Source organism: Nonomuraea endophytica (genome assembly GCF_014203235.1).
GTDB classification, from domain to species: domain Bacteria; phylum Actinomycetota; class Actinomycetes; order Streptosporangiales; family Streptosporangiaceae; genus Nonomuraea; species Nonomuraea endophytica.
Genome location: NZ_JACHIN010000004.1, coordinates 580,297 through 592,273, shown reverse-complemented (window position 1 = coordinate 592,273; position 11,977 = coordinate 580,297). Strand labels below are relative to the sequence as shown.

Genomic DNA, 11,977 nt, shown 5'->3' with positions numbered 1-11,977 from the left:
GACATTGAATGGAACATGGGCGTGGAATCCGACATCATCGACCGGCGGCTGATCCACGCGCTGCAGATCGACGGGCGCGCGCCGTTCAGCAGGATCGCCGAGGTGCTGGGAGTCTCCGACCAGACCGTCGCCCGGCGCTACCGCAGGCTGACCTCGCGCGGGCGGCTGCGGGTCGTCGGCCAGACCGTGCCCAGGCTGGTCGGGGAGGTCCGCTGGTACGTGCGCGTCCGCTGCCGCCCCGACTTCGCCCTGGCCGTCGCCGAGGCGCTGGCCCGCCGGTCCGACACCTCGTTCATCATGGTCACCTCAGGCGGCACCGAGATCAACTTCGTCGTCCAGTCCCGCTCCGATCGCGACCGCGACGCCCTGCTGCTGCAGAAGCTGCCGCGCACGCCGCGCGTCGACTCGGTCAGCGCGCACTGCCTGCTCCACGTCTATTACGGCGGCGCCGACGAGCACCCGCGCTTCCTGACGGCCCTGACCGAGCAGGAGGCGGCCGCCCTGCGCCGCCCCGCGCCCGCCGGAACCCCCGTCGAGCTCTCCCCGCAGGACTACCTCCTGCTCGACGAGCTCACCAGGGACGGCCGCGCCACCCTGGCGCAACTCGCCGCCGCGACCGGATGGTCGGAGACGAGCGCCGGCCGCCGCCTCGACGCCCTGCTCACCGGCGGCGCCCTCTACCTCGACCTGGACGTCGACTCGTACCTGCTGGGCCGCGGCACCCAGGCCCGCCTGTGGATGTCCGTCCCGCCCGCCGAGCAGGACGCCGTCGGCGACGCGCTGGCCGCGCACGAGGAGGTCGCGTTCGTCTCGGCCACGACCGGCCCGAGCAACCTGGTCGCCGCGGTGGCCTGCCGGGACGTGTTCGGCCTGCACGAGTACATCACCGGGCCGCTGGGACGGCTGCGCGCGATCCAGCAGCTGGAGACCGCCCCGGTCATCAGGAGCGTCAAGGGCGCCGCCATGATCATGCCCTAGGTCGGATTGCCTAGGTCCCGGGCCCGATGTGCCTGACCTGGGATGATCGTAAGTTGCCAGGCATGACAACTGTTGCTGAAGCCCCACCCGCCCCAGTCAGCGTGATCTCGCGGAAGTACCGCTCGCTGAGCTTCGGACTGGTCGCGCTCGTCACCCTCGTCGCCTTCGAGGCGATGGCCGTGGCCACCGCGATGCCCGTGGTCGCCCGCGACCTCGGCGGCATGGACCTGTACAACCTGGCCTTCAGCGCGACCCTCGCCGCCAGCGTCATCGCCACCGTCCTCGGGGGCCGATGGTCGGACGTGCGCGGCCCCCTCCAGCCCATGGGCACCGGCGTCGTCACGTTCGTCGCCGGTCTGCTGCTGGCCGGATTCGCCCCCACGATGGAGGTCTTCATCGCCGGGCGCTTCGTCCAGGGGCTGGGCGCCGGACTGATCCAGGTGTCGCTGTACGTGGTGGTCGCCCGGGTCTACCCGGGTTCCATGCATCCCAAGGTCTTCGCCCTGTTCTCCGCCGCCTGGGTGGTGCCCTCGATGGTGGGCCCGGCCATCGCCGGACTCGTCGTCGAGCAGGTCGACTGGCGCTGGGTCTTCCTCGGCGTCGCCGTGATCGTCGTGCCCGCCGCCCTGCTCCTGTGGCGCGGCACCGCGGGCTCCGACGTCCGCTCCGGCGCCGCCGAACCCGCCCCCGGCCTCGGCCGCAAGCTCGTCTGGGCCGCGCTGACCGCCGTCGCCGCCGCCCTCATCCAGTACGGCAGCGCCCTCGGCCTGGCCGGTCTCCCCCTTCTCCTGGCCGGAGTCGTCGTCCTGGCCGTCGCCCTGCCCAGACTCCTGCTCAAGGGCTCCCTGCGCGCCGCCCCCGGCCTGCCGACCGCCCCGGTCCTGCGCGGCCTGGCCTTCGGCTCGCTCACCGCCTCCCAGGTGCTCATCCCGCTCATGCTCATGAACGAGCGCGGCCTGTCCCCGATCGGCGCCGGAATCGTGCTGACCGTCGGCGCGCTCGGCTGGTCCACCGGCTCCTGGTTCAAGGGCCGCGGCACCATCAGCAACATGCTCGCCCTGCGCGGCGGCGCCCTCATGATCGCTCTTGGCATCGCGCTGATCAGCCTCGTGCTCGTGGACGCCGTCCCGCTCGCCGTCGCCTACGTCGCCATGGCCATCTCCGGCCTCGGCATCGGCGCCCTCCACCCGACCGTCTCCGTGCTGGTGCTGGAGATGTCCAAGCAGGGCGAGGAAGGCCACAACTCCGCGGCCGTCGGCGTCGGCGAATCCGTCTTCACCGTCGTCGCGGTCGCCGTCACCGGCGCCCTGTTCACCGCCACCCACGAGACCTACATCGCCGGTTTCGCCTTCACCTTCGGCCTCGCCATCCTCGGCGCCATCCTGGCCCCCCGTTTTGCCCAGTCCGCGAAGACGGGCACACTGGAGGGGACCGCGTCATAAAAGGGGGGTACATGCCGCGAGTGCGGGAGCTTGAGGTCTTCAGGCTTGTCCTGCCGTTCGGCGGACGCCAGGAGACCCTGCTCGTCAAGCTCACCGACCACGGTGGCATGACCGGCTGGGGCGAGGCGATCGCCCCTGAGGCCAAGACCTGGACCAATCTGGAGGAGACCCTCGGGGCTCGCCTCATCGGCGTCGACTGGGAGCATCCCGACAGCGCGCCCAGCGGAGACCCGGCCGTGGACATGGCCTGCTGGGACCTCTGGACCAGGATGCGGGGCGTGCCGCTGGCGCACGCGCTGGGCGGCAGCCGTACCTCGTTGGTGGCGACCGTACGGCTGACGCCGGACCCGTCCCTGGAGAGCCTGGTCTCCCGAGTCAACCAGCAGGTGTGCGCCGGGTACGGCCACGTGACGCTGGACATCAGGCCAGGCTGGGATGTGGAGCCGGTGCGGGCGGTGCGGGCGGCGTACCCGGCGCTGACGCTCGCGGTGGACGGGGCCGGGTGCTACACCACGCCCGAACAGCTCATCGCCCTCGACTCCTACGGCCTGGAAGTGATCGAACGCCCCTTCGCCGTGTCGGACCCGTATCTTCACGCGACGTTGCAGGACCAGGTGTCCGCGGCGGTGGCCGTAGAGGCGAGCACGACCGCCGAACTGGACGACTACCTGACGCTGCGAGCAGGACGGGTGCTACTGCTACGGCCGGCGGCCTTCCCGAACCTGAGCGAGACCCGCAGAGCCCACGACCGGGCGGCGGCAGCAGGCTGGGACATCCAGTGCACCGGAGGCCAGGGCGCGGGCTTGGCCAGAGCGGCGACAGTAGCCGTGGCAAGCCTGCCAGGATGCACACTGGCATGCGACGTGACCCAGCCCCCACGCAACAACCAGATCGTGGACCCGATCGTGGGCGCGAACGCGGGCGTGATCGCCGTCCCCTTCACCCAGCCCGGCCTGGGCCACACCATCGACGAACCCCGCGTACACCGCCTGGCCAAAGACCGATTCCACGCCTGAAGGGCAAGGCGTTCCGCTTCGCCAGTCGAGCTGAAGCTCGACCCCTGAAGGCCCTCGCTGCGCTCGGCCGTCTTGCCGGTCGCCCCACCCCTTGCCCAGAGCGGTGGTCACCCCACCCGACAGGCGGGGTGGGCGGCCGGTTGGGTTGCCTCGGCCGCCTGGGCCGCTCTTGGGCCACATGCGCCGATGGCCGGACAAAAGACCCGGGCCCGCTCGACCGGTGCGACCGGGTTTGGCATCTGGGATGCCGCAGACCAAGGAGCCGCGATGAACCACCCGGACCGACAACATCGGTGAATTCAGGCTCGCCCTGTCCCCTCGCGGGCGAAGTGCGGTTCCGCCGCTTCCAGTCGCGGTACCGAGATGCCCAGCCGTCGTGCTTCGGCCAGGGTGTCGCGGCAGACCTCGCGCGGTTCCTCGGCGTCGGGGTCGTTGTGCGCGGTTAGGCTCACGCGCGCGGGCGCGACGTGAGCGGTCAGCCAGGCGAGCACGGGTGCCGTCAGCCAGGTGGGCGCCCGGAACGGCAGCAGACCGCCGCGGTGTCGTCGCAGGTCGAGGCCGCGCGCTTGGAGGAGGGGCAGCAGTTCGCGGCCGGCCAGCAGCGCCTCGCGCAGGTCGCCCGTTGCCCCGGCCAGGCGGGACAGGGATCCCAACCGCAGGCCCTGCGAGAACATGCCGGCATCCGACGCGAAATGGACCCACAGCCAGCCGCGGAAGTCAGGCCGTTCCTTGATCCGGAGCCCGGCCTCGCGAAACGCCTGGCGCACGGCCCGTTCCCGGTCGGTCGGGGGCCGGCCGAGGGTGCCGAAGATGACCGACGGCAGCAGTGTCGCGTGGAGTACGCCGTCCGCGCCGAAGCCGCCACCGGCCTGGGGAAAGCCCCAGGCGATCTGGTCGGCGGGGAGTGCGCCGATGGCGTCGAGCGGCTCGGTCCAGAGGTTGCCGAAGATCAGCACCGTGGCCTGGCCGACCCGCGGGGCCAGGAAGGCCGTCGCCTCCGCGAGGCGGTGGTGCGGCACGCTGAGCACGATCAGGTCGAAGTCGTGGTCCGGCTCCAGCGCCTCGCGGTAGCGCACCGGCCACTTCTCGGCGACGCGCTGCCCCCACATCCGGCGCCGCGTATCGAACAGGTCGAGGTCCACCGTGTCCCCGTACGTCGCCGCGCGGCCCGGCCGGACGTAGAACTCGACGTCGTGTCCCGCCTGTTGCAGGGTCCAGCCGTAGATGGTGGCGATCACGCCTCGGCCGAACATGAGGATCTTCACGCTGCACCTCGTGGGGTACGATCGATCTGGAGGCAATCTCCACTTTCCAAGAAAATATGGAGGTCATCTCCATTTGTCAACGCGAGGGAGCGCATGACCGCCGACAAGCCGCTGCGGGCCGACGCCCAGCGCAACCGCGATGTCCTGATCGCCAAGGCACGAGAGGTCTTCGACGCCGGCGACTTCTTCGACCTGCGCTTCGACGACTTCGCCCAGCTGGCCGGCGTGGGCACCGGCACGCTGTACCGCCACTTCCCCACCCGGGAGGCGCTGGCCGAGGCGGTCTACCGAGGGGAAGTCGCCGCGCTGTGCGACCGAGCCCGCCGGCTGCAGGACACGTTGCCCGCGGCGCAGGCTTTGGCGACCTTCCTGCGCGGCATGGTCGACCACATAGACGCCCACGAGGGCCTGGCCCGGACGCTGGCCACGCTCATGGCCGGTGGCTCGGGCACCATGGCCGAGGGCAGCCGGGCGCTGGAGCGGGCTGTCACCGACCTGCTGGCCGCCGCCGTGCGGGACGGCGCCGTTCGCGACGACGTGAACGCCGGGGCCGTGATGATGGCGCTGCACGGCATCGGCGCGGCCCACGACCGCCCCGACTGGCGGGCCGAAGCCGACGATGTCATCACCCTCCTGCTGGACGGGCTGCGCCGCCGCTAAGACGCCGCCCGCCATAAGAAGGTGCGGCTCGAGGTCGCATGCCGCGAAATCCGCCTAAGTCGCCGAAGGTGGGACTGGCTTAGCCCTGTGGTGCCGACAGCTTTGTGTCTGCGACACCCCTCCTGTTGACATAGCCGCCACATCTCCGCCGTTGACCACGATGGTCGCGGGACCCAGTGATGCGGATGATGGGAATACTCCATGAGGCAAGGACATGCGGAAGGCGGTGCATAGGCCGGTTTGATAGCTAAGGTGACGCTGTGCGGGTCCAACGGGCGGCAACGGCCACAGCCACAATCGCAGCGGTACTGCTCGGCGCAAGCGATTGCCACCAGACCACCTCCCAGCCACCGCCCGACGTCGTCGACGAGATGCGGGCTGTGGGAAAGGTCGTCGCGTCGACCACGACCGAGTGGTTCTGGGAGAGCTACACGGACATCGACCAGGTCGTCGTGGTGGACGTCGGACCCTTGAACCCCGACGACGCCGTCGCCACCGCGATCCGCACCCTTCGGCAGCGCGGCTGGCTGCCGATCGAGGACGTGCCGAACACCCCGTTGCTCTTGGAGAGCCGCAGCTGGGCGGAAACCCGTATCTGGGTGGAGCCGCTGGTCTCCTACGAGGTTCCCCATTCCGAGGGCTTCAACGACCAGCTTGACGCCTCGAACGCGCGGCTGTTTGGAAGGCTCCACGCTCAGGGCGGGGCAGGTGCGTTCGTGGTGCTGACCGCGAAGTCGTCCTGGCTCAGTGGCTAGGCGATGTTCGGAGAGCTTCACGCTCGGCGAGGCACGGGTGCGTTCGTCGTGCTGACCGCGGGGCCGCCGGGCTGAGTGGCTCGCGTCGCGGCGAGTGGACGGCGACAATGGAGGAGTGATCACCATTACGTGGATTCTGCTCGCCCTCGCCGCGCTGAACGCCGCGCTGGGCGTCCACAGCGTGATCATCGACCGGGCCCCGTCCTGGGCCTTCTGGCTGAACAAGCGGCGCCACAGCCGTCTCGGCGGCTGGGCCAGTCTGCTGATGGCCGCGTTCGTGGCCCTGTTGGTGATCGTCCAGAACGCCGAGCTGTCTCACGAGGTCACGATCTCGTTGCTCGCGGTGAAGTTCATGGCCCTGATGGGCGCGATCGCTCTGTGGCTCGTCGAAGCGGGCCGTCAGCGCGCGTAGCCGTTCACGTCACCTGGGCGGGTACGGCGGGCCGAGGCTCCATACCCGTACCATGCCGTCGTCCCCCGCCGACACCGCCACCCGCCGGTCGTCCAGTTCCCCGACCGTCACCGCCTCGATCAGCCCCCGATGGCCGAGGAACGGCCCGCCGATCGGTGCCCCGGGGGCCAGGTCCCACACCCGTACGGTCTCGTCCCGGTACCCGCCGGACAGCACCACCGCGCGGCCGTCGTCCAGTTCGCCCGCCGCCAGCCCCAGGGCCCAGCTCCGGTGACCGGTGAACGGCTTGCCGACCGCCGCCCCGGTCGTCAGTTCCCAGACGCGTACCGAGCCGTCGCCGCCGCCCGAGATCGCCACCTGCCGGTCGCCGAGCCGTCCCACCGTCATCGACTCGACGGGCCCGCTGTGGGCGCCCGCGCGTTCGGCGACCCGGGCGCCGGTGGCCAGGTCGGAGATGAGGATCCTGCCGTCGTAGCCGCCGGAGGCCACGACGGGGCGGCCGCCGGACTGTCCCACCGCGAGGGCCAGCACCCAGGTCGGATGGCCTTCGATGGGTTCGCCGATGGGGGCGCCGCCGGTCAGGTCCCAGCGGCGTACCGTGTGATCCTGACCTCCTGAGACGGCCACGGGGCGGCCGTCCAGGCGGCCGACGGCCACCGACTCCACGGAGCCCCGGTGGCCTGATAACGGTTCGTGGATCGGTGTGCCGGTCGCCAGGTCCCAGACGCGTACCGTGCCGTCGAGGCCGCCGGAGACCGCGGCGGGGATGCCGCGCACCACGGTCGTCGCCACCGACCAGATCGGTCCGCGATGGCCTTTCAGCAGCGCGCCCACGGGAGCGCCGGTGGCCAGGTCCGTCACGGCGATGGCGCCGCCGTAGCCGCCGCTGACGATGACCGGGCGGCCGTGCACCTGGCTCATCGCGAGCGACAGGACCCACTTCTGGCGGCCCTTGGCCGGGTGGCGGACCAGGCTGCCGAACGGCAGGCCGGGGGTGGCGGAGAACAGGCCGTAGGCCGCGGGTACTGCCGCGATCAATACTCCCGCCGCCAGCACGCGCATCACGCGGCGGCGGGCCACGGGCGCGCGCGGGGTCGTCAGCGGGCGCTCGTGGGTCAGGGCGGTCAGGAGGTCGGCGGCCGTGGGCCGGGCGGCGGGGTCCTTGGCCAGGCAGGAGGTGAGCAGCGGGCTCAGGTGGCCGGGCACGCCGGTCAGGTCGGGCTCATGGGTCATGATCGCGTTGAGGATCGCGCCGGGGGTCGAGCCGGGGAAGGCCCGGTGCCCGGAGGCGGCGTACACGATGGTCGCGGCCCACGCGAACACGTCCGAGGCCACACCGGCGGCGCCGCCGTCGAGCAACTCGGGGGACATGTAGGCGGGCGTGCCCACCAGGCCGGAGGCGGTGGTGGAGTGTTCGAGGGCGCGGGCGATGCCGAAGTCGATGACCACCGGCCCCTCCTGGCCCATGATCACGTTGCCCGGCTTGAAGTCCCGGTGCACGACGCCGGCCCGGTGGATCGCCTGCAGCGCCATCAGCGTGGTGATCGCCAGCCGGTCCAGGCCGCCGCCGGCGCGCGGCCCGTCCCGGGCCACGAGCTGTTCCAGGGAAGGGCCCTGGACGTACTCACTGACCAGGTACGGTCGCCCGCCCGCGATACCCGCGTCCAGCACCCGCGCGGTGCAGAAGGCGGCCACGCGGCCGGCGATCTCGGTCTCGCGCAGGAAACGCGCCTGGGCCTGGTCGTCCTCGGCCATGCGGGCGTGCAGCGTCTTGACGGCCACCGGGCGCCCCTGCGGGGTCCGGCTCAGGTAGACCACCCCCTGGCCGTCGCTGCCCAGCACGCCGGTCAGCGGATAGTCGGCGATCCGGTCCGGATCGCCTTCGGCCAGCGGGCGCGGTTCGGACGTGAAGTTTCCCTCTCCCGGCCCCACAGGCGAACGGTACAAGCCGCCGGGAGAGAGTGGAAGGTCGCTCTGGTCCGGAGCGCATCCGGTCAGGCGGCGTCGAGCGCTTCGGTGATCTTGCGGGCCATCTCGGTCATCGTGGGGCTGGGCTCGCCCTGCTGGCTCCGGGCGGCGGCATCGATGGCGACGATGACGGTACGGCGGAAGTTGTCGGCCTCGGCCGGGGCCTGCCGCTTGAGCAGGGCCATGGCCGTGGTCAGGGCGGGAAGCACCTGGTCGGCGAGCTGGGCGACGGTCTTGCCGTACTTCACGCCCCTGGGGGCCTTGGTGATCACGTGGCCGACCGGGCCGGTCGCCGAGGTCAGGGCGAGGGAGCCGTGGGTGGCAACCTTGTGGGCCGAGCCCGCGACTCCGGCGGCGGACATCAGGGAGACGGCGCCCCAGGCGGCGAGGCGGAGGGTCAGCTGGTCCTGGTCGGTGAGGGTGATGGACATGGTGTGCTCCTTCGGATCCGGTGCCGGGTCTCGCGGTCGCTGACCCGTTCATGTGCTCAACCTTCGCCGACCGCCCTGATCCCGGGCCGTCGCCGCCCTGATACGGCGGCTGACACGACTGTCGGGGGCGGAGGGCATGATGTGCTCATGAGTGAGACGTTGACCTTGCCCGGCGCGGTGGACGCCGCCGCTCTGCTGTCCCTGTCCGATGGCCACCACGCCCGCGCCGTCCGCGCGCTGGGCGTCGGTGAGTCGGGCGGTCACCTGGTGAAGGTGTACGCGCTGGAGAAGCCCGGCCGCAGCGCCATCGACATGAAGACCGGCCTGGACATCGCCGGCAGACACCTGGCGCTGGGCGGCGTGCGCGGTTCCCTGGGGCTGTCGGTGCTGATCCTGCACGCCGGAGGCGACGGCGACTACGTCATCATCCATACCTGGATCGAGGGCCACATGTCAGACCTCGCGATCTTCGTCGGCCCCGCTGACGACCCCGCCGGGCTGCGGCCGGGACGGGCGGGGCTGGCGCCGTGCGTGTGGGAGGCCGCGATCCTGGCGCACGAGCGGGAGGCGTTCGTGCGCCACGTGCTCGACGGAGACGGGCCGATCGGGCGGCGGGTGTCCGCGTGGAGCGCCGACGTGATCTCCGGGGAGGTCCGTTGAATCCTCGTGTACGGTCGGCCGTACCCGCCGACCTGCCCCGCGTCGCCGAGCTGGCCACCGAGCACACCGCTTACGAGAAGGCCCCGCCGCCCCCGCCCGACCTGGCCGAGCGGCTGTCGGTGCTGCTGTTCGGCGCCGCCGTCCCCCGGCTGCGCTGCCTGGTGGCCGAGACGCCGTCCGGCGAGGTGGTCGGCTACGCCACCTGCGCGGCCGAGGTGTCCACGTGGGGCGGCTCGGAGTTTCTGCACATGGACTGCCTGTTCCTCAACGAGGCCAGCCGGGGCCACGGCCTCGGGCAGCTGATGATGGCGGCGGTGGTGGAGCAGGCGCGAGAGCTGGGACTGCCCTATGTGCAGTGGCAGACGCCGATCTGGAACGAGGGCGCCATCCGCTTCTACGATCGCCTGGGGGCACGCTCGCTGGAAAAACGCCGCTACACCCTGGACGTCTGAGCCGTGTCCAACTGGCGATTACTCAAGATCGTGCTCCGGACGCAACCCTCCGCGCTGATCCCTTACTGGCTGTTCAGTATTCCCTGGCTGTTGTGGACGGTCGTCGCCTTGGGTGCGGGCGGGTGCTGGTTCTTCCTGTGGCTCGGCGGTGTCGAGGTCTGGCCGTGGACGTTGCTCTTCGCGGTGACCATGGGACTCTGCGCGTGCATCGCCGGCGTCAGGAGTTACTCCTGGAAGAACCCAAGGCTGTCGCTGCGGAAGCAGCCGCGGCTGGCGGCCGTGGTGAAGGACGCGGCCCGGACGGCCGGGTTCCGCCGCATGCCCCAGATCCGGATCAGCGCCTTCGTGTGGACCGGCGTCGCCAGGAACTGGCACGGCAAGCCCCGGTTGCGGATCGGGCTGCCGCTGCTTCTGCAGTTGCCCGAGAACGAACTGCGCGCCCTGCTGATCACCGAGCTGACCCGGCTCAAGAACGGCACGTTCCGCACGCACCTGCTCGTGGATCTGTACGCGGACGAACTTCTGAAGCCGACCCCATGGCAGGCGGAGATCGTCGCGGCCGTGCGGGAGATCCGCCGGGCCGACTGGCTGGCCGGGGCCGAGCTGGCCGGGCAGGAGCCGGTCGCCACGTTTCTGCGGCGGTTCCTCGTCAGCGTCTGGGCCTTCGACTGGCTGATGGCCCGCGCCCCGGGGACGCCCGCCGACGCCTACGAGGCTTTCGTCTGGAAGCTGCGGCACGACCGGCTGGCCGAGCGGATCGCGCCCAACGTCTGGGACTGGATGCGCGCGCATCCCGCCGCCGCCGAGGACAAGGCCATGGACGACCTGGGCTGGAGCGACGGACCCGTCCCTGAACCGGCCGGCGATCCCGTGGTGGCCGAGGTGCCGCAGCGGTTCGTCACCCGCCTCCTGAGGGGAGTCGATCTCGAGACCGGCGGCGGCTTCCGCCTCGCCGACGTCACCCGCGAGCAGTGGATCGACTACTGGGACGAGTTGCGCTCGAACGTGATCGTGGCGACCGCCGAGGTCATCGGCCGGGAGGCCCGTGACGACGACGTGATCGCGCTGGTCCGCGAGGGCCGGGCGGCGGAGATCCAGTGGTGGCACACCAGGTGGCCGTGCCCCCATCCCAACCGCGACGTCTGCGCCCTGCTCCCGATCCTTCAGGTGAAAGCCTGGAAGCTGGGATACGTCGCGAAGCATCCCTACCGGCAGCGGGAGCTGGTCGGGCCGGACGGCCATCTGATAGACGTCGTGGAACTCGCACGCGACGGAGGACACATGCGCGACCCCGACGAGGACGCCCGGCGGCTGGCGGCCGAATCCCTGGCCGGAGGCGACGCCACCGGCTGGTTCGAGAAGCTCTACGCCGAGGCCGCATCCGGCGAGGCCATCGTGCCCTGGGACTCGGGCACCCCGCACCCACTGCTCGTCGAGTGGTCGCAGGGGTCTTCCGGGGACGGGCGGCGGGCCATGGTGGTCGGGTGCGGGCTGGGAGACGACGCCGAGTACCTGGCCGGGCTCGGCTACGCCACCACCGCCTTCGACGTCTCCGAGTCGGCCGTCAAGGGCGCCAGGACCCGCTTCCCCGACTCGGCCGTCGACTACTCCGCGGCCGACCTGCTGGACCTGCCGGGGGAGTGGCGCGGGGCGTTCGACCTGGTCGTGGAGATCATGACGGTGCAGGCGCTGCCCGAGGACCTGCACCCCGCGGCCATCGCCGCCGTGCGGGAGCTGGTGGCGCCGGGCGGCACGCTGCTCGTCATCGCCTCGGCCAGGGACGAGGGCGGGCCCGTGTACGCGCCGCCCTGGCCGCTGACCCCGTCCGAGGTCGCGGCCTTCGGCGAGGGCGGGTTCACCGCCGACATCGAGGAGATCGGCGACGGGGAACGCCGCCGCTGGCGCGCCGCCTTCCACCGCCCCTGAACAGCGCCGTCT

12 protein-coding genes are annotated in these 11,977 nt (G+C 71.5%); 9 read left to right on the top strand and 3 right to left on the bottom strand.

Going from position 1 to position 11,977, the window contains the following annotated elements; all coding sequences use genetic code 11:
- The first annotated feature begins 21 nt into the window (after positions 1 to 21).
- The 3 genes from HNR40_RS18290 to HNR40_RS18280 all read left to right on the top strand — a co-directional run bounded on the left by HNR40_RS18290 (position 22) and on the right by HNR40_RS18280 (position 3,436).
- A complete protein-coding gene (locus HNR40_RS18290) occupies positions 22 to 978 on the top strand; it encodes an Lrp/AsnC family transcriptional regulator (protein ID WP_221340503.1) in 957 nt (318 codons plus the stop codon).
- A 62-nt stretch (positions 979 to 1,040) separates the two neighbouring features.
- A complete protein-coding gene (locus HNR40_RS18285) occupies positions 1,041 to 2,420 on the top strand; it encodes an MFS transporter (protein ID WP_221340502.1) in 1,380 nt (459 codons plus the stop codon).
- A gap of 11 nt (positions 2,421 to 2,431) precedes the next feature.
- Positions 2,432 to 3,436: an enolase C-terminal domain-like protein gene (locus HNR40_RS18280; protein ID WP_184962703.1), complete on the top strand. Its 1,005-nt coding sequence runs from the start codon at positions 2,432 to 2,434 to the stop codon at positions 3,434 to 3,436.
- Between the two features lie 299 nt (positions 3,437 to 3,735).
- Here the strand turns inward: HNR40_RS18280 and HNR40_RS18275 are convergent, their stop codons facing one another.
- Complete coding sequence (locus HNR40_RS18275; RefSeq protein ID WP_184962701.1) at positions 3,736 to 4,701, bottom strand: ketopantoate reductase family protein; 966 nt, start codon at positions 4,699 to 4,701, stop codon at positions 3,736 to 3,738.
- Between the two features lie 93 nt (positions 4,702 to 4,794).
- On the opposite strand from HNR40_RS18275, the gene HNR40_RS18270 reads away from it, so the two are divergent.
- From HNR40_RS18270 to HNR40_RS18260, 3 genes are all read left to right on the top strand, one after another.
- Positions 4,795 to 5,361 carry a TetR/AcrR family transcriptional regulator gene (locus HNR40_RS18270; RefSeq protein WP_184962699.1) on the top strand — a complete coding sequence of 189 codons (567 nt, stop codon included), beginning with the start codon at positions 4,795 to 4,797 and terminating at the stop codon, positions 5,359 to 5,361.
- A gap of 260 nt (positions 5,362 to 5,621) precedes the next feature.
- Positions 5,622 to 6,116: a hypothetical protein gene (locus HNR40_RS18265; RefSeq protein ID WP_184962697.1), complete on the top strand. Its 495-nt coding sequence runs from the start codon at positions 5,622 to 5,624 to the stop codon at positions 6,114 to 6,116.
- A 115-nt stretch (positions 6,117 to 6,231) separates the two neighbouring features.
- On the top strand, positions 6,232 to 6,528 hold the full coding sequence (locus HNR40_RS18260) for a hypothetical protein (RefSeq protein WP_184962695.1): 297 nt from the start codon (positions 6,232 to 6,234) through the stop codon (positions 6,526 to 6,528).
- A 9-nt stretch (positions 6,529 to 6,537) separates the two neighbouring features.
- On the opposite strand, the gene HNR40_RS18255 is transcribed toward HNR40_RS18260, so the two are convergent.
- Positions 6,538 to 8,460, bottom strand: a complete 1,923-nt coding sequence (locus tag HNR40_RS18255) for a serine/threonine-protein kinase (protein ID WP_184962693.1) — start codon at positions 8,458 to 8,460, stop codon at positions 6,538 to 6,540.
- 62 nt (positions 8,461 to 8,522) lie between these two features.
- A complete protein-coding gene (locus HNR40_RS18250; protein WP_184962691.1) occupies positions 8,523 to 8,927 on the bottom strand; it encodes a hypothetical protein in 405 nt (134 codons plus the stop codon).
- 147 nt (positions 8,928 to 9,074) lie between these two features.
- On the opposite strand from HNR40_RS18250, the gene HNR40_RS18245 reads away from it, so the two are divergent.
- Genes HNR40_RS18245 through HNR40_RS57230 form a run of 3 tightly spaced genes read left to right on the top strand, consistent with a single transcriptional unit; the run spans position 9,075 to position 11,965 of the window.
- Positions 9,075 to 9,587 (top strand): hypothetical protein, encoded by a 513-nt coding sequence (locus HNR40_RS18245; RefSeq protein ID WP_184962689.1) that lies wholly within the window; start codon positions 9,075 to 9,077, stop codon positions 9,585 to 9,587.
- Positions 9,584 to 10,039 (top strand): GNAT family N-acetyltransferase, encoded by a 456-nt coding sequence (locus HNR40_RS18240; RefSeq protein WP_184962688.1) that lies wholly within the window; start codon positions 9,584 to 9,586, stop codon positions 10,037 to 10,039. The genes HNR40_RS18245 and HNR40_RS18240 overlap by 4 nt, the downstream gene beginning before the upstream one ends.
- A 30-nt stretch (positions 10,040 to 10,069) precedes the next feature.
- A complete protein-coding gene (locus HNR40_RS57230) occupies positions 10,070 to 11,965 on the top strand; it encodes a methyltransferase domain-containing protein (protein ID WP_221340501.1) in 1,896 nt (631 codons plus the stop codon).
- Positions 11,966 to 11,977: the final 12 nt, after the last annotated feature.